Source organism: Cyanobacteria bacterium GSL.Bin1, from assembly GCA_009909085.1.
GTDB lineage: Bacteria > Cyanobacteriota > Cyanobacteriia > Cyanobacteriales > Rubidibacteraceae > Halothece.
In genome coordinates this window covers 1-24596 of sequence record JAAANX010000145.1, presented here as the reverse complement: position 1 = coordinate 24596, position 24596 = coordinate 1, and the positions used below count along the sequence as shown (strand labels likewise).

The window sequence follows — 24596 nt, the reverse complement described above, 5'->3', positions numbered from 1 at the left end:
CTAAAAGCGCGTTGGATTCTTAATTCATCGAGACACCTTACAGCTTCCAGAAACGAGTTCTTTTAGCTCCAGAGGGAATTCTCTCCAAAAGCGTTGATTATACGGTTTGGGTGCGCCCCACCCTACAGTTTAGAAACTTAAATTGTCTTGTTTTTACTGGTACACCGGTTAGGGTGCTTACGTTTTTTAGAGAGGTTGATCGCGCCTCTTGTTAATGAGTTAATCATAACACCAACTGCTTGAGTTGGTTCGTCTTCGGGCTATTGAAGCCCTCAACTCACTCGCCTTATCTCCCACGTCTAAAGCGCGTGGGCGCGTGCGGCGACTTTTTGTAAGAAACCAGACTCAACCTGTTCTATGGAAGTGCGGGCGGTAAATAGGGGATTCATATTTTCTTCGCGCTCTCTGACTCCTGCGGGAGAGGAAAGCGCGTCCTCCAATTTGTGTGTTTACAATTAACGGTGAAAGAGAGGAAGGAAAAATAGGTAAAGACATAGAGTGTAAGCAGTCTCTACCTATCAGCACGCGAAAAAAGAGAGGATTAAAATTATCGGAAGTTTTGGGGGTGTTGAATCAGACTCATAAATTCTTGTCGCGTTTTCGGATCGTCGGCAAATACTCCACGCATGGCACTAGAAACCGTCCAAGAGCCTGGCTTTTGCACTCCTCGCATAACCATACACATATGGGTTGCTTCTACGACAACTGCTACTCCTTTGGGTTGGAGTAATCCCTCAATCGCGTCAGCAATTTGAGCCGTTAACCGTTCTTGGACTTGCAAGCGTCGCCCATACATTTCACAAATCCGTGCTAACTTCGATAATCCGATTACTTTTCCGTTGGGCATATAAGCAACATGGACGCGACCAATAATAGGGAGAATATGGTGTTCACAAGAACTAAATAAATCAATATCTCGAACCAAGACCATCTCATCGGTATCTTCGTGAAAAACCGCCCCATTGAGTAAGTCGTCTATGGATTGATGATAGCCAGAGGTTAGGAATTGAAGAGCTTTAACCACTCGTTTCGGAGTATCGAGTAATCCTTCGCGATCGGGGTCTTCTCCTAACCCGATTAATAAGGTTCGGACAGCCTGGCGCATCTCTTCTTCAGAGACCACTGGCTGGGCTTTGGTTTCTAGAGAAGGTAAAGCAGGAGATGGGGATTCTTGGGTCGATAAAGTCATAAAGTCTTCTTAAAAATAATGGTATTGACAACGATTCATGGAATCGAGTGGGTCACGTTTCACAAAATAAAACGATAACGATTATCATTTTAAGTTTAAATGCCTAATTCTGCAATTTAACTAAATTGGCTGGCTCATTTTTTCCACCAGTTCAGCGACAGAAAGAGTTCCTAACTCTCCTTCTTTGCGAGTGCGGACACTTAACATTCCACTTTCTACCTCACGCTTACCGATCACTGCTACCACTGGAATCTTTTCCATTTCAGCACTCCGAATTTGTTTCCCCAGTCGATCGCCGCTAGCATCAACTTCAACTCTCCATCCTGCTTGTTTCAACTGTTGAGCAACCTCAACAGCATAATCCCGTTGAGCATCACTTACAGGCAGTAATCGCACTTGTGTTGGTGATAACCACAAGGGGAAATCTCCAGCATAATTTTCCACTAACACTCCGAAAAATCGTTCTAATGAGCCAAAAATAGCGCGATGAATCATAATTGGGCGTTGGCGCGATCCATCATCTGCCATGTAGCTCAGATTAAACCGTTCTGGTAAGTTAAAATCAACTTGAATTGTGGAGCATTGCCAAAGCCGACCAATGGCATCTTTAATCTTCAAATCAATTTTCGGACCATAAAAAGCCCCGCCCCCTTCGTCTAAAACATAATCCCAACCTTTTGTTTCTAACGCCTGAACAAGAGAATTCGTGGCTAACTCCCACCCTTCATCTGTTCCCACTGATTTACTGGGTCGGGTGGAAAGGTTAATTTCATATTGAGTAAAGCCAAAGGCTGATAAAATTTGCTCTGTGAGATTCAGCACGCCTAAAATTTCATCAGTCACTTGTTGGGGTAAGCAGAAAATGTGAGCATCATCTTGTGTGAAGCCACGTACCCGCATTAAACCATGTAAGACACCCGATCGCTCATAACGATACACAGTTCCCAACTCCGCCCATCGTATCGGCAATTCTCGATAAGAACGTTGCTGAGTTTGATAGGTCAGCACATGAAAGGGACAGTTCATGGGTTTAATTTGATATTGCTTCTCTTCAATTTCCATCGGCTTGAACATATTGTCCTGATAGAAATCAGCGTGTCCAGATGTTTTCCATAAACCCAAACTAGCCAGATGAGGCGTGTAAAGTAACTCATATCCTCCATCTAAATGAGCTTTACGCCAATAGTCTTCAATGAGTAAACGCATTCTTGAGCCTTTAGGATGCCAGAACACAAGACCCCCACCAGCATCTTCTTGAATACTGAATAAATCTAGGGCTTGCCCAATTTTACGATGATCTCGTTTTTTCGCCTCTTCTTTTTGGGTTAAATAGACTTGTAACTGTTCTGGTGTTTCCCATGCTGTTCCATAAATCCGTTGCAACTGAGGATTATTTTCGTCACCGCGCCAATAAGCGCCAGCTATGGCTTCCAAGGCAAAGGCATTGGGATTAATTTCTCCAGTCAAGGTCACATGAGGTCCTTCACATAAATCCCACCAGTAATCGTGATTTTTGGGTTTTGCTTGAGGAGGAACTGACTGAAAGAGAGAGGGTTCTCCTTCTGCTACAGGAATAGAGTCTGGAAAACCGATATAGTACCGTGTGACGGGTTCGTCTGTGGGAATACTTTCCAGAATTTCTAATTTGTAGGGTTCTCCGAGTTCTTCAATTTCAGTCCGCATCTCTTCCCGAGAAACTTCTTCACGAACAATGGGTAAATTAGCTTTAATGATGCGTCGCATTTCTGCTTCAATTTGACTCAAGTCCTCTGGGGTGAACGGTTGAGTTCGATCAAAGTCGTAATAGAATCCTGTTTCTGTCCAAGGTCCGATAGTTACTTTGGTTTCTGGAAACAGATTTTGCACTGCCATTGCCATAATATGGGCGCAAGTATGACGAATGCGTAACAGGGTTTGCGGATCGCTTTGAGGAATTGGCTCTTGGACGGATGAGGGGTGAATTTGACTGACCATGAGAATTATTACTGTATTTAAATTCTGAATATTTACGCTGACTTGGGTATCGCGATCGCGTTCAGTTAACTTCAACGACGACATTGCTAATGTGTGTAATCAATGTGCGTTCATCTTGAGTGACTACTTTCACATAACCGCTAGAAATACAATATTCTACTGACTTTGCCTCAATTGTTTGCGTTGGGGCAATTAGAGTAACCTTGGCGTTTTCGATGTAGTTCGTTGCATAGTGCTGTATGGTTGTCATCTGATTAATCTCCCTAACTATTGACTAAGAATGATAATCATTATTAAAATAACACAGAAATATAACGTAGATGAGCGCAGAGGCGATCGCGCTTTCCGTCCGCTGCACTGTATTATTAGCTATTAATAATAATCAAAGTACATCATCTTTTGAATATGATCGAAACTTTTGTTCTGCGTAGGTTTTCAGAGCAAGCACAATGTGATCGCCCATTAGCTAAGTAAAATGACTGCTAAATCGGGATTAATTAAGGTACGCTAAGTGCATAAAGTACAAGGTTTTGATAATGCGTTCCTTATCTTCTGAAGAAGTAAAAGATCGTTTTGCTGACACACTCAATCATGTTGCTGGGACAAGCGAGCATATCGTTATTAGTCGACTAAATAAGGAGCCAGTGTATATGATCCCAGCTAGAGACTACGAGCTTTTTCTGAAACTTTTACAACAAGCGGAAGATAACCTTGATTTGCAAGAAGCTGAAGAGCGCATGACTGACTCAGAACAAGAGCGGGTTAGCTTTGATGAGTTCTTTGCGGAATTAGAAGTTGAGTGTGGGTGACTACAGCGTAGAGTTTGATCGACGGGTAAAAAAGGATCTAAAATCAGTTCCTACTCAAGAAATGGAGCGAATTAAAGTAGCAATCTCTAATCTATCGAGCAATCCTCGTCCCTCTGGATGTAAAAAACTGATGCAATCGCGCCTTCTTCCGTGACTGAGTGAGAGTCTGACCCTGATCGGGCCTTTTAGTTTTGCGTAGGTCGTCAGACCGAGTGCAACGCGTTATCTTATACCAATTCTCAAAAGTAACTAGAGAGATAAAGCTTCAATGAGATAGTTCCAACCCGTTAAAGAATGAATGACTTCTTCTGAAAAATGATCTAAAAGATTAGTCACACGCTCCCTCAATTCATCCAAGTGAAGAAAGCTGAGATTTTTTAAGTCTTTCTTGAGATGTTGCCAAACTCTTTCAATGGGATTTAATTCCGGACAATAAGGAGGTTGAAATAGTAGGATAATATTCTCGGGAAAGGTCAAGGTTTTAGCCCGATGGGCTGGGGCATTATCTAATTGGATAATATGGACTCCCTCAGGATAAGTTTGAGCAAACTTTTCTAAGAAAATTTCTAAGCATTGAGCATTGAAATGAGAAAACTCATAGAAAAAACTCTGCCCGGTTAGAGGAGCAACTAATCCATACAGATAATAATAGTCATAATGCCACTGTAAAATTTGTTGAGGCTTAATTCCTTGACGAGTAATTTGGCGACCCAGGTTAGTTCTAAAACCCAATCGGGTCTCGTCCTGACTGCCGACCCAGCCTGAATACAATTCAGGCTGGAAAGCGGCAGTGCATTCCGCACACCAATAAGTAATGGGAACTTCTGCTCCCCATCGCTTTCTAATTTCAGCCATCATTCCTCTAATTCGAGTCGGGAAATGTTGTCGAAAGACTTCCACTACTCCCGGTTGTTGGTATTCATGTTGAGGACGAGGCACTTTTAATTTTCCTGCTAATTCATACCTGACCAGACGATGAACTGTGGGATAACTAAGTCTGATCTCTTGACACGCCAAAAGCCAATGCCGAATTTCTTCATAACTATTAAATCCTTCGGGTTGGGATAATTCTTGTTGAAGTTTAGCTACAGTTTCAAGCTTTAGCTTCTTTGGTCGCCCGGTTTTCGGATGTTCTTCTAACAGTTTGTCTAATCCCCCTAACCGATATAATTGTAACCAGTAGTGAATTGTTGATTCCGAGCGTCCCATCATTACCGCTAGATATCTGACGGTTTCTGTCGCTTCAATTTTCAAGAGATAAAGAGCTTGTACTTTGGCGTGATTCAAAGCCGTTTTTTGTTGCTTGAGTAATGTTCTTAGCTCCTTGACGGATTCTTTGATTTCAATCTGAGGGCGACCTGACATCTCCTTAATTCGAGTTCGTCTTTTCTATTTTAACTCTCCAGTTACTTTTGATAAATGGTATTAGTGAGCGCGATCGCGTATTTGATCAGCTCGATCATCAAACCGCTCTTAAAATTCTTGATACCGCTAATGGCAACAATTAAAAAACAATAATTCTTGTTTATTAAACTTTAGCGGCAAGATGAGAATCGCGATCGCGTTTAGTTAACTTCAACAACGACATTTGATTTAAATCAGGGCAGGGATTTTGACTGGATTAAAGAAACAACTCCTTGCTCCTGTGTGACAGGCTACGTTTTGCAGTTGGTGAACTTTAAGTAAAATCGTGTCACTATCACAATCATAGAAAAGTTTTTTCACTTTTTGGATTTGACCTGAAGTTGCTCCTTTATGCCACAGTTCTGAACGAGAGCGACTCCAGTAGTGCGCTTCTCCTGTTTCGAGAGTCCGTTGGATGGATTCTCGGTTCATCCATGCCATCATTAAAACAGCTTGATCTTGGTCGTCTTGCGCGATCGCGGGAATTAATCCCTGTTCATTAAACTTTAATTGCTCGATCCAGAGTAAATCTTGATTCATATTCCTTGTCGCTCAGTTACTGTAAAACCAATGATGAAACCAAACATTCACTTAAGTGTTGTCGAATTTCATCAGCATTCAGATTACGCCCAATGAAAATAAGCTCATTTTTCGGTGTAGTGCGCCATGGTTCACCTTGTATGTCAAAGCGAGGGCCACTTAACTGAAAAATATGACAGAGGTCGCTTTCGTGAAACCACAGAATCCCTTTCGCCCGAAAGACATCTTTAGATAAGTTCTCTTGTAAAAATTCTTCTAGTTTTTCCACATAAAAAGGGCGATCGCTGGTAAAAGAAATAGAGACAAACCCATCATTATCTAAGTGGGAAGAATGGTGATGATGATGTTCGTGCTGATGCTTCTGATGATGTTCATGTTCAGTTTCTTCGATCTCTTCTTCAACTAAATGTCCATAATTGTTTGGATCGTTATAACCAACATCTAAAATAAATGGCAGAGGAACTTCAGCATTTTGGCTATGAAGAATTCTTGCGCCTTCTTTGACGCTACAGATATAACTTTCTAGGGTTTGAATGTGCTCAGACGACGCTAAATCGGTTTTATTCAAAATTGTAATATCAGCATAAGTGATTTGCTTAAATGCTGCTTCACTATCAAAATGTTCTGGGGTAAAAGCATCTGCATCCACTAGAGTGATAACAGAATCAAGACGAGTTAAGTCGCGCAATTCTGTTCCTAAAAATGTCAGAATAATCGGTAAGGGATCAGCAACTCCAGTGGTTTCAATGATCAGATAATCAACGCGATCGCTGCGTTCTAATACCCGATATACTGCTTCCACTAACCCATCATTAATCGTACAACAAATACAACCATTACTCAGTTCAACCATATCTTCATCAATTGAAATGAGAAGGTGACTATCAATGTTAATGTCGCCAAATTCATTAACAAGAACGGCAACTTTTAAGTCCTGATTGTTGCTTAAAATGTGGTTGAGGAGTGTCGTTTTCCCACTCCCCAAAAACCCAGTGATGATTGTTACAGGTAATCCCCGCTTGGGAATGAGTGGTTCTTTGGTTGTGCTATTCATGGTTAGATTGTGTGTTTGCAAGCAAGAACGATAATCATTCTCATAGTCTAGCAGGGATTATTACTCCTGGCAATTTTGGGGGAAGGAAGACAAGCGACATCAAGAATTAATGAGATGCCACTTGTCATGAAGAGTCAGCAGGAGTGAAGAAGAGTCAAGTTGCACTTCGTGACAAACCGTATATTTAGACCGCCTTGTGTCAACCATTAGTTACCCGTCTGTTTCTCATCAACAATCTGGATCTATTGAAGGAGGCTCACTGTAGTTACGAGCCAGTTCAATAAATGCATTGAGATAATCAACTTCGAGATCGCTTCGACGGACGCCCAAGAAGATTTGCTTTTGGACACCGTTGGGACCCAGTCGCACCGCACACACAGGATATTTTTCAGAGAATTCCTCGACTAGCCATCGTGGCAGAGCCGCCACCCCGCGTCCGCAGGCGACCATTTGAAACATCATGTCCGTGCTCTCGACCACTTTCTGCTTTCTGACCGTCCTGCCTGCCGGAGTGAGGAAGCGGGTGTAGATATCAAGGCGATCTTGGGAAACTGGATAGGTGAAAAGCACTTCCTCGCCAAGCTGCCTGGGGATGACGTGAGCCTTGTCTTTAAGCGGGTGATCTGAAGGAACTACTAGAACCTGCTCGTAGTTAAAGACCGGCTCAAAGTGCAATAAATTTTTTCGCAGCGGATCGGGTGTTACCAGCATATCAATCTCATGGGCGAAGAGCGCACCAATTGCGCCAAATTGGAACTCCTGTTTGACCTCAAAATCCACCAACGGCCAGGCGCGCAAGTAGGGGGCGATGATTTTCTGTAGCCACTGATAGCAGGGGTAGCACTCCATACCAATTCGTAATGTTCCCCGCTCACCACGAGCGAACTGTCCTAATCGTTCTTCTGTGTGGACGAACTGGGGAATCAGGCGGTTGGCAGTGGTCAGCAAATACTTCCCCGCCTCGGTGGGGCGAAGGCTGCGTCCTTTCCGATGCCAAAGCTTCACCCCCATCTGATCTTCCAGCTTACCCATGCTGTGGCTCAGTGCTGATTGTGTCAGGTGTAGCGCATTTGCGGCGGCGGTCATAGTCCCATGCAGTTCAACTGCGCGGATGATCTCTAAGTGGCTGCGTTCGAGAAATGTCATTAGCTTTCCATGAATTTCACTCATTATTCTATGAGTAAATACCATTTTTATTCATCGGTCAAGACTGGTATCGTAATTTTTATGCCCATAAGCAACAAAGAAAACAGCAAAACAAATTTGCTGGAATACCCTCACATCGGAGCTAAGTTCTATGAGTAAAGGTAATAAGACCACAATCAAAACACATTCGCTGGGATACCCTCGCATCGGAGCCAAGCGTGAATTGAAAAAGGCGACGGAAGCCTACTGGAAAGGCGACCTGCCTCTTTCCGAGCTGCTCGCTACAGGGAAGACTTTGCGTGAAACCAACTGGAAGAAGCAACAGGCTGCCGGCATCGATCTCATCCCGGTCAACGACTTCTCCTTTTACGACCAAGTGCTCGACATGAGCTGCCTGCTTGGCAATGTGCCGCCGCGCTTCCAATGGCAAGGCGGGCAGACGGATATTAACACCGCTTTCACCATCGCTCGTGGTACCCAGGGCGGTGCTTCTTTGGTTGAAGACGAGAAGGACTGCCAAACGGGCAAGGTTTCCACGTTCGCCAGTGAGATGACAAAATGGTTCGACACGAACTACCACTTCATTGTGCCTGAGTTTCGGGCGGACACAACGTTTTCTCTTAGCAATACCAAAGTCTTCGATGAATTTGCGGAAGCCAAGGCGCTGGGGATTAACCCGAAGCCGGTGCTTGTCGGCCCCGTAACTTATCTCTCCCTAGGCAAGGTGCAGGATTCTAAAAACCCGGACTTTGAGCCGTTGACCCTCCTCGATAACCTTGTCTCCGTCTATGAAGAGATTATCGGTAAGCTTGCAGCCTCAGGGGCGGAGTGGATACAGCTTGACGAACCGATTGTTTCCACCGATCTGAGCGATCGCCAGCGTGATGCTTTGAAGGCGGCATATGATGGCCTCTCCAAGGCCAAAGGCTCAGCGAAGTTGCTCGTCACCACCTATTTCGGTGGCGTGAGAGATAATCTTGACGACTACCTGGCGCTGCCCGTTGATGCCTTGCACTTTGACTTCGTGCGGGGTTCGGAAGATCTCGACACTGTTCTGGCAACCTTCCCACAAAACAAAATTCTCTCTGCAGGCATCGTCGAAGGCCGCAATATCTGGAAAAATGATTACGATGCTTCACTAAACGTTTTGCAGAAGGCCAAGGCCGCTGTTGGTGCGGATCGGCTCTGGGTCGCACCTAGCTGCTCACTTCTGCATTCGCCCGTTACCCTGCAAAACGAACGAAAGCTCGATGACGAGCTAAAAAATTGGCTGGCTTTTGCCGACGAAAAACTCACGGAAGTCACCGAACTCCGGCAGCTTCTCGATGAGGTTGGCAGTGCGGAGGCCCTTGAAGCCAACCGTGCCGCCGCTGCATCCCGGAAGTCCAGCAAGCGTATCCACAATGATGCCGTGCAAAAGCGCCTTGCTGAAGTTAAGCCCAGCGATTTCGATCGCGCCTCGGTCTTTGCCGAACGCCAACCCAAGCAGCGAGCCAAGCTGAATCTGCCAGAATTCCCGACCACAACCATCGGCTCGTTCCCGCAGACCAAAGAAGTACGCCAAGCACGCGCCCAGTGGAAAAAAGGGAAGCTCAGCGATGCGGACTATGACAAGTTCCTGAAGGAAGAAATTGCCAAATGCGTTGCTTTCCAGGACGAGATCGGAGTCGATATGCCCGTTCACGGCGAGTTCGAGCGCAATGACATGGTGGAATACTTTGGCGAAAATCTCGAAGGCTTTGCCTTTACCAGCAACGGCTGGGTGCAGAGCTTTGGTACTCGCTACGTGAAGCCGCCGATTGTTTTTGGCGATGTCAGCCGTTCCAAGCCCATGACGGTTTACTGGTCTGAGTATGCCCAATCCCTGACCGATCGCCCGATGAAGGGGATGCTCACCGGCCCAGTTACGATCCTCCAGTGGAGCTTCGTGCGCGACGACCAGCCGCGCTCTGTCACCGCCCATCAGATCGCCCTGGCCATTCGCGATGAAGTAGTGGACCTCGAATCCGCCGGAATCGCCGCCATCCAGATCGATGAACCAGCCTTCCGCGAAGGTCTGCCCCTACGCCGGAGCGAGTGGGATCACTATCTCGACTGGGCGGTGAAGGGTTTTCACCTCAGTGCCTGTGGCGTGAAGGATGATACCCAGATCCACACTCACATGTGCTACTCCGAGTTCAACGACATTATTGACTCCATCGCCGCTCTGGATGCCGATGTCATCACGATTGAAACCTCGCGCTCAAATATGGAGTTGCTCGATGCCTTTGTGGACTTCAAGTATCCCAATGAGATTGGTCCAGGGGTCTATGATATCCACTCACCACGGATCCCTGCCACCGATGAAATGAGTAACCTCATGTCAAAAGCGGAAGCCGTGATCCTCCGTAAGAACCTCTGGGTCAACCCAGATTGTGGCCTCAAGACCCGTCAATGGTCGGAAGTGAAGCCTTCGCTCACCAACATGGTCGAGACCGCAGTAAAACTTCGTGCTACGGCCTCCAAATAGCTAGTTGTTAGTCCTAAAGTAGCGAACCTGCGATTTGGGGCAATTTAGCTTGACGACTCCCACGGCTGAAAGCACGTGGGATTCTTCCTTCATCCAGCGATGCCACTAAAAGCAGTGCCTTTAGCTGGTCTTACTCTCTGTCCAGAAGCTGTAGCGATGCGCCCCACCGCCAAAATCCGTAATCCTTCATCTCGAATGTTTTTCGCTGCGTTAATATCCCTGTTGTGTTGAGTTCCGCAGCTTGGACATTCCCAATGTCTAATTTCCAGAGGTAGTGAGTCCACTTGATGCAAGCAGTGATGACAAGTTTTAGAGCTAGGGAAGAAACGGTCAACCTCGACATAGGTTTTCCCTTCCCACTCGCACTTATATTTGAGCATGGTTAGAAATTGCCCCCAACCAGCATCGCTAATTGATTTAGCTAGTTTAGGGTTTTTAACCATGTTTTTAACCGCTAAATTTTCTACCACGCAGACTTGGTTATCGTCAACTAAATTACGGCTTAGTTTGTGGAGGAAATCTTCACGGCATCTTGTTATTTTCTCGTGGACTCTAGCTACTTTGACTCGTGCCTTTCTGCGGTTATTAGAACCTTTCTGTTTACGACTTAGTTCTTTCTGTTTTTTACTTAGTTTTTGCTCGTGCTTACGATAGTAACTAGGACTACCATGTTTAGAGCCATCGCTGGTAATAGCAAAATCAGAAATTCCCAAATCAATTCCAACTACTTTTCCTTCAATACTTGGTTTTGGATTCTCTGCACCATTGTCAAACAAGCAACTAGCGTAATACTGACCTGATGGAGTTTGAGAAACAGTTACAGATTTTAACTTTCCTGTTGGTTGACGAGAAATTTTACAGAAAACTTTTCCAATTTTGGGAAGTCTAATATAGTCATCCTCTAACTTACAACCTTGAGGAAGTCGGATTGATTGACGATTCTGTTTTTTCTTAAACCGAGGATACCTTCCTCGACCTTCAAAGAAGTTGAGAAAGGCACTTGACAAATTAAGAGCGACTTGTTGAAGAGCCTGTGAAGGAGGTTCTTTCAACCACTCATATTCTTTCTTTAGCGCGGGGAGAAGATTAATGATTTCATTTCGACTTAATCCTTTTCCCGTTTCTTTGTAAGTTTGAGATGTTAAATTGAGTGCGTAATTAAAAAAGAATCGACAAGAGCCAAAAGACTTGGCAAGCAAGACTTGTTGCTCTTGATTTGGATAGATTCTGTATTTATACGCTTTCAACATTTATCAAAGTTGTTATGGTATGGTATAATTATATCACAAACGAATTGAGTTTGTTCGTTTGCTTCGCACGGACTTTGTCCTACGGGATATCGAATCCCTCAACTCATCCTCACCTTATATCCAAGGTCTAAAGACGCTTGGTTTTGCGGCGACTCTCTATAAAAAGGGTGGTGTATGGCAACGATTAAATAATCATAGTGTCATATAGTGCCGCTCACGAAGCGCAGATCGCTCGGCAAGAGGGCCAAATCCGTGAGCACGAGCACACGAGCGATGAGCATGAACACGAAGCAGCCCATGCCGAACCTGTGTCGCACCACCAAGCTCGCGGCGCCGGGGTCGCTTGCGAGAGAGCCGATGAGTTCTACATTGAATATGCTAGCCTCTATAAATAATCTCTATAACCTCCTCAATTAAACTGAATCTTTCCCGACAATACGGGTGCTAACAACAATGTCATATCCATCTAAACTCTCTGCTGAACCTTGCGTAACGACATTTGATGAGTTTGTGCAATTGGCGAATTACTCTCTGATGGACACCTTAAATGCCGACCCTAATGCCACGGTCGATGGTGATGATCACCAGGCCCGCCAGGTTTTTTCGGGTCATTTTGTACCGGTGACACCCACGCCGCTTGCAGAACCGCAATATGTAGCCCATAGCAGCACTTTCTTTGAAGAACTTGGGTTGAGCGACGAGCTGGCGTTTAATAAACAATTTCGGCAGTTATTTTCGGGTGATCTCTCTGCTGCGAGTGAGCCGATGCGACCAGTTGGCTGGGCAACTGGCTATGCCCTGTCGATTTATGGCACCGAATATACCCAACAGTGTCCATTTGCTACGGGTAATGGTTATGGCGATGGTCGGGCGATATCTGTATTTGAAGGAATCATCAATGGTCAGCGCTGGGAAATGCAATTGAAAGGGGGTGGCCCAACGCCTTATTGCCGTGGTGGCGACGGGCGCGCCGTCCTACGTTCAAGTGTGCGTGAGTTTCTAGCGCAAGACTATATGCAGGCTTTAGGTGTTCCAACATCGCGCTCTTTGACACTATATGTTTCTCAATCTGAGACCGTGACCCGGCCTTGGTATTCTCAAGACTCCTACTCCATTAACCCTGATATTTTGATGGACGAGCCTGTGGCCATTTCAACTCGCGTTGCACCCTCCTTTTTGCGCGTTGGTCAGCTAGAGTTATTTGCCCGCCGCACTCGCAGCAATGCTCATCCAAAAGCATTAGAAGAGTTGAGGATGATAGTGTCGCATTTAATTGAGCGAGAATACAAAAGCGACATTAATCAAAGCCTTGGTTTTGCAGAGCAATTGGTTGAGTTGGCTAAGCTATTTCGCCAGCGTTTTACTTCACTGGTGGCTAATTGGCTACGTGTTGGTTATTGCCAGGGTAATTTTAATAGTGATAACTGCGCCGCTGGTGGCTTTACCCTAGACTATGGGCCTTTTGGGTTTTGTGAAATTTTTGACCCTTGGTTTCAACCTTGGACTGGCGGCGGCAAACACTTTGCATTCATCAATCAGCCAAGGGCCGCAGAAACAAACTATTATATGTTTTGGAAAGCGGTGAGACCGTTACTGACAGAAGATGCTGAAGCGTTAGAACAGTTTGACCAAGTCGGTCGTGGCTTTGCAGAAGCCATGCAAACACAAATTCAAAACATGTGGGCAGCTAAACTTGGCTTGACTGAATTTAATCCGGAGCTATTTAAGACATTAATGCAGTTAATGACCCACTCAGATGTGGATTACACCATTTTCTTCCGCGAGTTGTCTCATATACCAGACGATGTCTCAGCATTGAAAAAGAGCTTCTATGTTGAAACTTCACAGCAACTTGATGAACAGTGGCAATCCTGGCTAAAAAGCTGGCGTGACCTCGTCATTAACGACGGCAATTTGGCTGAGATATCAAAAAAGATGAAACAGACTAACCCAAAATATACATGGCGAGAGTGGTTGATTGTTCCCGCCTACCAACAAGCCATGCAGGGTGACTACACTTTAATTAAAGAGTTGCAAGAAGTACTCAGCTATCCCTATGATGAGCAATCACAAGAAGTAGAAAATAAATACTATCGTCTAAGACCTAGCGCGTTTTCTGATGTTGGTGGCGTGTCGCACTATAGCTGTTCATCTTGATTATAAAAACTGAAAAGTTGGAATTAGGTTTGTTGAAATGAGTAATGCCGGAATTCCATTGCGAGTCGTTCAAAAGATCTCGGGTCATCATTCGTTAGACGTTCTGCAAGAATATTTAGAAATTACCCCGTGTTAAAATAAGAATGATAATCATTATCAAGTTTTGTTCATGTCTCTCAATCTCTACAATACCCTCACCAAGCGTCAGCAACCCTTTCTCCCTATTACTCGTGGTCAAGTGACCATGTACTGTTGCGGAGTGACGGTTTATGATGATTGCCATCTGGGTCATGCTCGGTCTTATGTAGGGTGGGATGTGCTGCGACGGTACTTGCAGTGGCTGGGCTACAGCGTACATTATGTGCAGAACTTTACTGATATTGATGACAAAATTCTCAACCGAGCCAAGACTGAAGGAACTACTATGGCAGCGATATCTGAGCGCTACATTCAGCGTTATTTTCAGGATATGCGTCATCTTAATGTGCTTGATGCCGACGAATATCCCCGAGTGACCGAGCATATCGGGGCAATTCACGAGCTAATTAGTAAGCTCGAAGCTAAAGGCTATGCCTATGCTACGGGTGGTGATGTGTATTATCGAGTGAGGCAGTTTGAAGATTATGGCAAGCTCTCGGGTCGCTCATTGGAAACGATACACACTGGAACCAGCAATCGCGATCTAGCTGCTACCGCCAAAGCCGACCCAATTGACTTTACCCTGTGGAAGGGGGCTAAACCCGATGAACCAGCTTGGGACTCGCCCTGGGGACAGGGGCGACCGGGCTGGCACATCGAATGTTCGGCGATGATTCGGGCGCGACTGGGGACGACTATCGATATTCACGGTGGGGGAGGCGATCTCGTGTTTCCCCACCACGAAAATGAGATTGCCCAGTCTCAAGCTGTCAACGGCAAGCCCCTAGCCCACTACTGGCTACACAATGGCATGGTGACGGTGAACGGGGAAAAAATGTCGAAATCCCTAGGTAATTTTACTACCATCCGCAACCTGCTGACAGGACAGTGGGCTGAGTTCCCACAGTCGATAGACCCAATGGCAGTGCGACTGTTTATACTGCAAGGGCACTACCGTAAGTCCCTTGATTTTTCCAAAGATGCGATGACAGCAGCTTCCAGCAGTTGGCAGACCCTCCGCGCTGGGCTTAACTTTGGCTACCACTACGGCTCTCAACTAGGCTGGTCCACTACTGTTCAGCCCAATCTGGATGCGACGAAAGTGGAACAGTTCCAAACTGCAATGAATGATGATCTGAATACTCCCGTAGCGCTGGCGGTGATGTTTGATCTAGCTAAGACTCTCCAGAGGGAGAGCAATCGTCTGATCCATGCCGGTCACACCGAAGTGAATCCAACTCAACTCCGTCAGCAGTGGCAGACTCTAGTGCATCTAGCCCAAGTTCTGGGTCTAGAGACTTCACCAGAGGATAATATGCAGACTAATCAGCCTCTAGATGACGTGACGGTAAGCCGCCTAATTCAGGAACGTCAAGTTGCCCGACAAGCCCGAGACTTTGCCACTGCTGATCAAATCCGCGATCAGCTAGCAAGGGTAGGGGTGGTCGTAGTGGATCAGCGGAACGGAGAAGCCCACTGGCACCGACAATAGAATTCCGACCAAAACGCTCAATTACTCCTTGTTGCTTTAGCCTTCTCAAAAGGCTAGTGACCGTCACGCGGGAACTCCCAATGCGCCTCAGCAAGTTCTTGATGGGTTAACTTGAAACCGATTTTCCACCCTTCTTTGAATGGATATAGCGCTACGGGTTTCGGTTAGGACATCATGAGAAAAGTAGCGACCGAGACGGTCGCACTCCCAGCCACATCAAACGTCCTAACCTGATTGCGTACTGCTATATAGGGACGAAAGTCAAAGGGTCAAGTTTCCCTTCAGGGAGATGCCTATGACAGAGGCAACCTTTGCTAGTAGCCGTGTGAGCGTGAAAGTCTCATGCACGGTGATTAGCACTTGAAATCGGAGAAGAAGGGGGAAACTCTTGCCATTGTTTACAAATGGCTTCGTAACAGCTATGGGGAGTCACGGGGAGATTTTTTAAGTAAAAGAAATTTACTTGAGCCTCTGATTCCAGTAGCAAGACAATTTCTGTTTTCGGATTATAAACATCCACTGCTTCTAAGATATGATTGTTTGTAAAGTGACGCTGTAACATTGTCGTATCAGGAACACCCAGCCAAGCATTGAGCAAAGGAGTGAGATTAGAGCGAGTCACATAATGACAGTTAAACGTTTCTCCAGTCATACTAACGGCAGGGTTATTGGTGCTACAAATTAGCGCACCGCGATCGCTGCTGAGGTATCCAGCCCAGGCATTATAGCCGATGATCATTAAATTTTTGGCAATTAAATCTTGTTGTTGGTTATTAGTCATTAGTCATTAGTCATTGGGAAAGACTGAGCCTGTAATTTCAAACAAAACAGGGTTTCGTTATTACTGCGACTGTTTTCAATGGAAAGCACATCGGTATCCAAGCGTTCAATATGCTCAATAATGTGGCCAAATTCGGAGTAACACATATGGGTGTGAATTTGGGTTTCTGGTTTAGCAAAGGTAGTGGCTAAATGGAAAGCATCCACCGCTCAGGAGAGATAACTGTTCCAACGTTCTGGTTTAAGGGGTAATCCTTCCCGCAATGCAGGTTCGTCCATCTGAATCATTTTCGCCCCAGCTGTTTCTAAATCCGCAGCTTCATCAAGAGTTGCATTCCCTACACCAATGCGGTCAATACCAGCATTTAACTGCGCTTTCCAGTTATTTGTTTCTACTTCACGGGCTGCCTTGAGCAGAGTTTCTGCATTGGATTCACCTTTCCAATAGGCTTCTAATGCTTTTTTCAACTCGCGTTTTTTCCCAATGCGAGGATAACCGAGAGTTTGAGTTTGAATCGTCATGATTGAAGTCTCCTTCATTGAAGTAATGTTTCTTTCCAGGTGATGCGATTGACCAATAATGATCGGTCACTGTTTTGAACTTGCCATTCTGCGGACATTTTTGGCGATCCCTAGCCATTCCATAATTCGGATCATCTGCCAAACCAAATCAATTTCCCACGCCTTGCACGAGAATTGAGCGGACGACTGAACCGCATGATGGTTGTTATGCCATCCTTCACCAAAACTCAAGAGTGCGACCCACCAACAATTTGTAGAACGATCGCTGAGATCAAAATTGCGATAGCCGAACAGATGACAGGCACTATTGACAAAAAACGTCGTATGAAAGCCAACGAACAGGCGGACAAACGTTCCCCAGATGAGAAATGGCATCCCCCCTAACCCGTAAAGTAAGGCAGCAAGGGCAATCTGCAAGATCAGATAATGTTGATGACAAAACTCGTAAAATGGATCGTTGGCGATATCTTTGGTAAAGTGAGCCAATTTCCCCTGACTTGGAACCTCATGTAAGACCCAATTGATATGACTCCAACAAAAGCCTTGGGTCGAATCATGAGGATCTTGGGGGGAGTCCGTATAGAGATGGTGCATCCGATGATACCCTACCCAACCTTTAACACCCCCTTGACCCGCTAGCGTCCCGCAGAAGATGAAAAAGTATTCTAGTGCTTTAGGGACTTTAAAGCTGCGATGGGAAGCCAGGCGATGATAGCCGAGAGAAATTCCCAAACCAATTGTTATGCAGTGGAGGAAAATCGCGACTCCCACAGCAGAGAGAGTAACGTTACTGGGAAAGACGGCTAATAATGCGCCTAAATGAATGATGACAACAACTAAAACCAGTTCCCAACGCAGGCGCGGTGGTCGAGTGTGATCAGTTTTGTCTTGATTGCAGACGGGGTTTGCCATAGGATAGGGTTAATTGTTAGCTTGTGGTTGAAATTCTGCCCAACGTCGCTGCACCTGTTCATAACAAGCAGCAGGGGCAACTCTGAGGTTTTGTAGCCAGTTCACATCTAGTTCACCATTACCCGTGAGTAAGAGAATGATTTCCTGAGTGGGGTTGTACTCTTCAATTGCGCTTTCTAAAACAGTCATTGCGTCTTTTGGCAGCGCGATAATTTGGCAATAGGCGGTTACGTCTCGTGCAGGAATATAGTTGAGATTGAACGCAACCGAATCAGTTTTCCAATCCATTGCAGGGGAAATGGTTTCAGTTACATCACAAACCACAACGCCTGCACCCGCTTCCAGATACCCTTGCCAAGCAGTATGTCCAATCAGGAAAAGATTTTGATGAATTAAGTGATTTTGCCAGCAGCAAAAATAGGACTGCCAGTTTTGATTTGCAATTTTCAAAGGTTTCCTCCTTAGTTGGAGTGAATACAGGGAGTGTCGAGTGTTTGCCAAAGCGCGATCGCTACGGAGTGGGTAAAGATGAAAATCTTTAGCAACAGAACTGCAACATAAGGCAAGAGTTACTTTCACTGTGCTGTTGTGAAGTTAAATGAGGCGAAGAATTCCTCATTCAAACTTCTATTCAACAAAGCAATGAGTCATACTCGCTGCTGCTAATAATTTCTATTTAGTTTGGACAATTCTTAATGCTTAGGTTGGGAAATCGAATAGTAAGCGGTTCCCATCGCCATGAGGCAACTTTTCTGATTCAGACCAGCACCATTGAAGTGGAAACGCCATCAAAGATAGCAAGAATTTGTAAGTATCAAAACAGATTGCTTCCGCACTGAAGCCTAATCTGAACTGACTTCCCTTGGAAAGAAAATATCGTAAGTTAAGCATCATCTAAAACCTCGTAGATGAAAATGAGCAACATTGGTTGTTATTTGAACTGGCGGGCGTTCTGACTGAGAAACAATAGATGCTCCATCACAGCTGCGGGACAGCGTCGGATTTGCACCGAACTTTCCCCGTTTCCTTCAACAGGTGGTCTCTGTTGAAACCAATTTCTACCAATGCGAGCAATATTAACACAGTTTGAAGATTATGGCAAGCTCAACGTCGTTGTCGTCGCAAAATTAACCAAGTAATGATCGGTGCGCCCAGTAAGGCAGTAACAGCATTTAAGGGTAAGACAACATCCTGACCTGGCATTTGCGCGATCGAATCGGCAAAGAGGGCTAAAGTCGCTCCCATCAGGGCATTTGCTGGAATTAATAACTGGTGATCTAAGGTTTGAAACAAACTGCGACACAAATGGGGAACGGCAATGCCTAAAAACGCGATCGGGCCACAAAACGCAGTGACAGTTCCTGCCAAAAGCGCAACACTAATAATAATTAAAGCGCGAGTGGGACGCACCGCTAACCCCAGACTAAGGGCGTGTTCTTCTCCTAATAACAAGAGATTAAGCGGACTGGCTAGACTTTGGGCAATGACTAAACCCAGTAACAGCACAGGAATAAAAACTTGCATCTGCGTCCAAGTGACACCGCTAAAACTGCCAAATGTCCAACTGAGATAAGCCTGTAATCGTTCCACTAAGCTAAAGTGCAAGAGAATGGTCACTAAAGCCGTTGTAGTGTAACCAAACATCAAGCCAAAAATCAGCAGCGCGAGGTTACTCCGCACTCGTTGCGCAACAATCATCACCAGTCCCATTGCTGCTGCTGCGCCTAAACTCGCTGCCATGACAATCCCAATGTCTTCAGTAAAGCCTAATCCCGCTAAGAGAGTAGAAGAACCAGTTGTTCCTAGAGTTAAGACAACCACAGCAACCCCAAGACTCGCCCCCGCATTAATTCCCAGCAGAGAAGGACCCGCCAAAGGATTACGGAATAGCGTTTGAATCAGGAAACCACTGACCGCTAATCCTCCACCAGCAAATGCCCCAGTGAGGGCTTTCGGTAAGCGAAATTGGAAAATAATCTCTTGCCAAGTTGCTTGGGTTGTCTCCCCAGCAAACAGAATCTTGACTACTTCTTGTACTGGAATCTCCACTGATCCGAGGGCTAAACTGAGAATAACAGAAGCAGTGAGGAGAAGGAAGAGTAACCCCATTAATCCTAATGAACGGAGTTGCTGAACTGTCTTTTTCCAGCGAGTCTTGGTTTTATGAGTTGAAAGTCTTTGTGTTGTCACAGTGTTTACCTTCTTGAAAGCACGTTTGCAACACGATAAATCGCCGTTTCATGGTCGCCGTTGGGATAAAGATGCAACAGTCGAAACCCAGGTTGATGTAAGCTCGGATCAACGGTGTTATCAGAAACCACTTGAGTACAAGTGGAAGGACAGCCATAATAATCAACGCCGTTGCGGTGGTGATGGAAGGCGTGATGAATATGTCCGAATAGAACAATTTTTACTTGCGGAAACTGATCGATGATTTCTAATAAGGCTTGATTATTAACCACACCCATCTGATCCAGCCAATCAATGCCAATCCTAACGGGATGTTGATGAAGGGCAATCATTGTGGAATAATCCCGCTTTGCTTCTAATTCTGAATGCAACCAAGTTAGACTGGCTTCTGGTAATTTCCCTTCGCCGTATCCTCCCAAAACAGTAGTTGTGCTGAGAGTAATTAATTGCCAATTCCCGACACTGACCGATTTAGGAGGACAAAATAAAGGATGATGTAAGTGGCGTTTCATGGTTTCAGGACAATCATGGTTTCCAGGTAGCCAAGAAGCGGGAAGATTGAGAGGACTCACTAAATTGATTAGATTTTGATAGGCTTTTGCATTCCCTACATCTGCTAAATCCCCTGTGAGGAGTAAACGATCGGGCTGTTGTTTTGCCACTTCTGTTAACACGGCTTTTAGGGAATGCCATGTCTTTACCCCCCGCAGTTCGTCTTCTGCAAAGTCGAGGAGATGGGTGTCTGTAATTTGCGCGATCGAAATCGTCATAAAATTACTCCAGTTGGCGATAGTAAACGAGTTCGTGTTCAGGAAGCAGTTCAGGATGTAGAATTTTAATTAAGTCTGCGAGGACAACATCAGGATTAACCATTCCGCTTTCCCAATAATCGTTTCCTCCTGCAGCATTGAGACGAGCATCATTGTTATAAACTTGGTTTTGTTGAATTGCCTGAAATTTCGCATAACGTTGGTCTTGTGCAATGACATCTTCTAAACCCTTCCAATCTTGACTGACATGAAGCCAATAATCAGCACGTCTCCCCTTTGCATACACTGCTTCAAAATCAAGGGGCACACTCCCTGCGGATTTATTTTCTGACCAGAGATAATTTGCTCCAGCATCTGCTAAATATTGCGCCACATAGCTGTTTCCTCCTGAAATATGCCATGTCCCACTGCGATTAAATCCTGTCAAGACAGTGGGACGATTTGACACATTTTGCGCGATTTTCCTCCTCTTTTCGTACCGCGTCGCAATATCTGTAAATACGGATTCTGCTTTCCCTTCCCGATTAAAAAACAATGCGGTAAACTTAATCCATTCTGCTCGTCCGAGTGGAGAAGACTCCATATATTCAGCGATAATTCCTGTGGGAATCCCTAGTTCCATCAGTTTGGGAAAGGTATCAAACTGTGAGTTTCCAGTGCCAAAGGTCATCACTAAATCAGGATCAAGACTGAGTAGCAATTCAAAGTTCAAACTCGATCCCTTTCTCACTCCTGGCATTTCCCCTTGTTCAATTTTCTCACGCACAGCAGGAGTATTGACAAGCTGGGGACGACCGACCGCAATCACGTGATCGAGCATTCCTAGCTTTTCTAAATGGGGAAGATTCGTGGTCGAGAGACTCATCACACTCTCAACGGGAACTTCCACCACTTGCGCTTCTTCAAAGCCAGAGGGAATCGGTGTGCCACACTGGACGAGAACATACTGAAAGGTCACTTCTGCATTGCGCCAAGGATTCAGCACAGAAACGACTTTATAGTGATTGAAGTATTCAACGGCAAATCCTTCCGCATAATCTAAGTTAGTTTTATCGGGAAAATAGTCTCGGTTTGGGTCATATTCTGCAACACATTCTTCCCTCTCCTGATTCGGGGTAAGAGATGATTCGGTTGGCGTTGGATTGCATCCAACCAGGAGGAAAAAGAGTCCTCCTGCTAGGAAGGAAAAGTGATATCGGAGGTTAGTCATTAGTCATTAGTCATTAGTCATTGGTTATAGTGATGCCAAATAAAAACCATTCGATTAACTGGAGTGGGAGCGTCTCGCTCCCTAGCAGCGACCGAGACGGTCGCACTACGGAAATTAATTGGAATGACCATATTCTTTATCCACCAGTCACTGATAACTGGTCACTGTCCACTGGTCACTGTTGTAAGGGATAGCGGTGTTTGCTTAAATCTTCTGTTTCTCCTGCGATACTGTTAACAATTCGTTTGGCGACTTCTGGGGTAACGCGGGTAAACCACTGACGACATTCAGAATTAAAAACCACTGGTCCCATTTTGCACACTTGTAAACAGCCTGCAGTTTGTACTGGTATCTCTAAATTAGCTTCAGCGACAGCTTCTTTTAGTGCGTTAAAGGTGAGTTCCCAATCCTGTGATCCATTACAGCGACTGGAACGACAGACGGCTAAATAGGGGGGGTTCAAAGGATTTTCAGTAAAGGGAATGGGGGTTTCTCCTGTGACATAAATTTCTCGTAACTCCTGATAGAGAGAGAGTTTTTCTAATTTTGCTTTGTTTTCAGGAAGGAGATTATCATCTTCACCGAGATAGGGATTCGGGAGAAACAGCGTCATCATTTGTTCTCCAGCCCCATTCCAAAATTGAAGCCCCCATGTTCTCGGTTTTCCTTGAGGATTCAACCGCCGATAAAAGGCAGCACGGCTAATTTTTCGACGTTCGCGTAACTCATCTGGGGTTCGGTTATGGGGACCGCCCCAATGATCTTCCACACAGAGATGAATGTGCCATCCTTTGGTGACAACAGTAAGATAACCATCATATAGGGTAAAGATGCTTGGGGCTTCGGTAAACTCTAATTCCAAGACACTCCCTTGTACAATATGTCCAATTTGAACTTGCTCCCAGTTATCATGGAGAAGCGTATAAAGTAACGGTCCGATGACATCAATATTTGTGGAAAATTCTTCATATTCAATGATTGAACCCGTTGCAGTTTTTTCGGTTGTAATTTGATTTTTGGGTGTGACCCAGCGTTGAAATTCAGTCATGGTTTTTACCTTGAACGACAAATATTTGATTTAAAAACGATAGTCTAACCCGACATTAACGGTGCGTCCGTTATTCGGAAAACCTGAGAATAATTCAAACCGTTGATCAAAGATATTTTGCACCCCTGCATTGACCTTTAAAGTTGGTGATATGGGGGCTTGTAAACGTAGATCAAAAGTGGTATATCCAGACAAGAATTCGGTATTGGTGTTATTAGTGGGATAACTGCCCAAAGAGTTCATTAAAATTCCAGCATACCAGCCATAAGTATTCTGATAGAAGAGTTTTAGATTTAATTTATTTGCTCCTGCAAAGCGAAGTTCATTCCCTTCTTCGTCAGGGTTGGTACTCTCAAGAATTTCAGGATCATTGAGAGTATAACCAACAGACATAAAAACATTATTAACCGGTTCCATATCTAATGATGCTTCGATTCCTTGTGTCCGAACTTTTCCTAAGTTTTGATAGATTCCACTAATACCATTTTGGGGCGGATTAATGCGCTTAAATGCAATGAGATCGGAAATGGTATTATTAAAATAAGTCAGTCGAATTAAGGCAAAATCGCCAATTGCTTGATCAATTCCAATATCAAAACTATTGCCTCTTTCTGGTTCTAAATCAGGGTTTCCAATCGATCTAGGACTGACACTAAACAAGTTACGAAGTGTGGGAAGTCTAAAGTTACGAATGTAATTGGCTCTGAGGATAGTAGAATCGGAAAACTGCACTTTTGTTCCTACACTAGGAGAGGTGACTGAACCATTAACTAAGCTACTAAATTCTTGTCGTAAGCCTAAAACAATTTTCCAATCTGATAAAGGTTCAATGGAATATTGTGCGAATAATGCCCCTTGACTAATCTCATCATCAAAGTTAGTTCTAACCTCATCAGTTTCAAGATTTTGGGTAAAATTTTCGACACTGGTATTGCGATAATCAAAGCCATAAACGATGTTTTGATTCGGAGCAAAATCCCAATTATGTTGAATTTGAAACCCCAGCGATCGCTGCTCAGTATCAAACCGTTGCTGAGTTTCTTCGGTAATTTCTAACTCTCCTGGATTAGAAAAAGAAAGGCTTTCTATCTCTTCTGTTCGATTATCAAAACGAGTGTTCAAAAAATCTAGAAAAACTCGTGCGGTTAAACGAGAATCATCTCCTTCTCCTAAGTCAACGTTCAGAGATAAATCGCTTAAGACTTGGTCGGTAAACTTGCTATTATTATCAGTTAAATCATTAAAATAGCCCTGACCAAATACCGGATCAGCAATGGGAACTCCCCCAGGAACGCCTGCAATTTTAGATAAGTAAAATGAACTAAAATTTAACTGAGCGTGATCGCTGATTTCTTGCTGTAATCTGACCCCAAAATTATTAAAGTCAGCGTAAGGATTCAGGGATAAGGGTTGACAGGAGTCAAAAAAGGGTTAAGCTGAAGCCATGATGATGAGCCAAGAGCACTCGTTCCCCAAGGCGGAAGAACTGAGCCAGTTGCCCA

General features: G+C 44.8%; 22 protein-coding genes and 1 riboswitch. Of the genes, 4 read left to right on the top strand and 18 right to left on the bottom strand.

Features of this window, described 5'->3' with window-relative positions; translation table 11 throughout:
* Positions 1-547: 547 nt before the first annotated feature.
* The 3 genes from folE to GVY04_17400 all read right to left on the bottom strand — a co-directional run bounded on the left by folE (position 548) and on the right by GVY04_17400 (position 3413).
* Positions 548-1189 carry a GTP cyclohydrolase I FolE gene (gene folE, locus GVY04_17410; protein ID NBD17838.1) on the bottom strand — a complete coding sequence of 214 codons (642 nt, stop codon included), beginning with the start codon at positions 1187-1189 and terminating at the stop codon, positions 548-550.
* A 120-nt stretch (positions 1190-1309) separates the two neighbouring features.
* Entirely contained in the window at positions 1310-3247 is a 1938-nt protein-coding gene (locus tag GVY04_17405) for a threonine--tRNA ligase (protein ID NBD17837.1), read from the bottom strand.
* Positions 3225-3413, bottom strand: a complete 189-nt coding sequence (locus GVY04_17400; protein NBD17836.1) for a hypothetical protein — start codon at positions 3411-3413, stop codon at positions 3225-3227. The genes GVY04_17405 and GVY04_17400 overlap by 23 nt, the downstream gene beginning before the upstream one ends.
* A 280-nt stretch (positions 3414-3693) precedes the next feature.
* Here GVY04_17400 and GVY04_17395 point away from each other — a divergent pair, with 280 nt between their 5' ends.
* A complete protein-coding gene (locus GVY04_17395) occupies positions 3694-3972 on the top strand; it encodes a type II toxin-antitoxin system Phd/YefM family antitoxin (protein ID NBD17835.1) in 279 nt (92 codons plus the stop codon).
* A gap of 249 nt (positions 3973-4221) precedes the next feature.
* On the opposite strand, the gene GVY04_17390 is transcribed toward GVY04_17395, so the two are convergent.
* From GVY04_17390 to GVY04_17375, 4 genes are all read right to left on the bottom strand, one after another.
* Positions 4222-5337, bottom strand: coding sequence for an IS630 family transposase (locus GVY04_17390; protein NBD17834.1), 1116 nt, complete (start codon positions 5335-5337; stop codon positions 4222-4224).
* Positions 5338-5565: 228 nt separating this feature from the next.
* Positions 5566-5916, bottom strand: coding sequence for a phosphoribosyl-AMP cyclohydrolase (gene hisI / locus GVY04_17385; protein ID NBD17833.1), 351 nt, complete (start codon positions 5914-5916; stop codon positions 5566-5568).
* 16 nt (positions 5917-5932) lie between these two features.
* On the bottom strand, positions 5933-6970 hold the full coding sequence (locus GVY04_17380; GenBank protein ID NBD17832.1) for a GTP-binding protein: 1038 nt from the start codon (positions 6968-6970) through the stop codon (positions 5933-5935).
* Between the two features lie 228 nt (positions 6971-7198).
* Positions 7199-8116 carry a LysR family transcriptional regulator gene (locus tag GVY04_17375; GenBank protein ID NBD17831.1) on the bottom strand — a complete coding sequence of 306 codons (918 nt, stop codon included), beginning with the start codon at positions 8114-8116 and terminating at the stop codon, positions 7199-7201.
* A gap of 151 nt (positions 8117-8267) precedes the next feature.
* On the opposite strand from GVY04_17375, the gene metE reads away from it, so the two are divergent.
* Positions 8268-10625, top strand: a complete 2358-nt coding sequence (metE, locus tag GVY04_17370; protein NBD17830.1) for a 5-methyltetrahydropteroyltriglutamate--homocysteine S-methyltransferase — start codon at positions 8268-8270, stop codon at positions 10623-10625.
* 89 nt (positions 10626-10714) lie between these two features.
* On the opposite strand, the gene tnpB is transcribed toward metE, so the two are convergent.
* Positions 10715-11875, bottom strand: a complete 1161-nt coding sequence (gene tnpB, locus GVY04_17365) for an IS200/IS605 family element transposase accessory protein TnpB (GenBank protein ID NBD17829.1) — start codon at positions 11873-11875, stop codon at positions 10715-10717.
* A gap of 453 nt (positions 11876-12328) precedes the next feature.
* On the opposite strand from tnpB, the gene GVY04_17360 reads away from it, so the two are divergent.
* Both GVY04_17360 and GVY04_17355 read left to right on the top strand, forming a co-directional pair.
* Entirely contained in the window at positions 12329-14032 is a 1704-nt protein-coding gene (locus GVY04_17360; GenBank protein ID NBD17828.1) for a hypothetical protein, read from the top strand.
* Between the two features lie 169 nt (positions 14033-14201).
* Positions 14202-15662: a cysteine--tRNA ligase gene (locus GVY04_17355; protein ID NBD17827.1), complete on the top strand. Its 1461-nt coding sequence runs from the start codon at positions 14202-14204 to the stop codon at positions 15660-15662.
* Positions 15663-16002: 340 nt separating this feature from the next.
* Here the strand turns inward: GVY04_17355 and GVY04_17350 are convergent, their stop codons facing one another.
* The 10 genes from GVY04_17350 to GVY04_17305 all read right to left on the bottom strand — a co-directional run bounded on the left by GVY04_17350 (position 16003) and on the right by GVY04_17305 (position 24495).
* Positions 16003-16443: a hypothetical protein gene (locus GVY04_17350; protein NBD17826.1), complete on the bottom strand. Its 441-nt coding sequence runs from the start codon at positions 16441-16443 to the stop codon at positions 16003-16005.
* Positions 16443-16649 (bottom strand): hypothetical protein, encoded by a 207-nt coding sequence (locus tag GVY04_17345; GenBank protein ID NBD17825.1) that lies wholly within the window; start codon positions 16647-16649, stop codon positions 16443-16445. Before GVY04_17345 ends, GVY04_17350 begins: the two co-directional genes overlap by 1 nt.
* A gap of 3 nt (positions 16650-16652) precedes the next feature.
* Positions 16653-16964: a hypothetical protein gene (locus tag GVY04_17340; GenBank protein ID NBD17824.1), complete on the bottom strand. Its 312-nt coding sequence runs from the start codon at positions 16962-16964 to the stop codon at positions 16653-16655.
* A gap of 66 nt (positions 16965-17030) precedes the next feature.
* Positions 17031-17876 (bottom strand): acyl-CoA desaturase, encoded by an 846-nt coding sequence (locus GVY04_17335; protein ID NBD17823.1) that lies wholly within the window; start codon positions 17874-17876, stop codon positions 17031-17033.
* A 9-nt stretch (positions 17877-17885) separates the two neighbouring features.
* The gene (locus GVY04_17330; protein ID NBD17822.1) at positions 17886-18326 is read right to left on the bottom strand and encodes a hypothetical protein; all 441 of its coding nucleotides are present in this window, start codon (positions 18324-18326) and stop codon (positions 17886-17888) included.
* Positions 18327-18800: 474 nt separating this feature from the next.
* Positions 18801-18947: riboswitch (cobalamin riboswitch) on the bottom strand.
* Positions 18948-18980: 33 nt separating this feature from the next.
* The gene (locus tag GVY04_17325; GenBank protein NBD17821.1) at positions 18981-19985 is read right to left on the bottom strand and encodes an iron chelate uptake ABC transporter family permease subunit; all 1005 of its coding nucleotides are present in this window, start codon (positions 19983-19985) and stop codon (positions 18981-18983) included.
* Between the two features lie 86 nt (positions 19986-20071).
* Positions 20072-20836 (bottom strand): phosphodiesterase, encoded by a 765-nt coding sequence (locus GVY04_17320; protein ID NBD17820.1) that lies wholly within the window; start codon positions 20834-20836, stop codon positions 20072-20074.
* Between the two features lie 4 nt (positions 20837-20840).
* Positions 20841-22046: an ABC transporter substrate-binding protein gene (locus tag GVY04_17315; GenBank protein NBD17819.1), complete on the bottom strand. Its 1206-nt coding sequence runs from the start codon at positions 22044-22046 to the stop codon at positions 20841-20843.
* Between the two features lie 175 nt (positions 22047-22221).
* A complete protein-coding gene (locus GVY04_17310; protein NBD17818.1) occupies positions 22222-23094 on the bottom strand; it encodes a (2Fe-2S) ferredoxin domain-containing protein in 873 nt (290 codons plus the stop codon).
* A gap of 30 nt (positions 23095-23124) precedes the next feature.
* Positions 23125-24495 (bottom strand): TonB-dependent receptor, encoded by a 1371-nt coding sequence (locus tag GVY04_17305; GenBank protein NBD17817.1) that lies wholly within the window; start codon positions 24493-24495, stop codon positions 23125-23127.
* Positions 24496-24596: the final 101 nt, after the last annotated feature.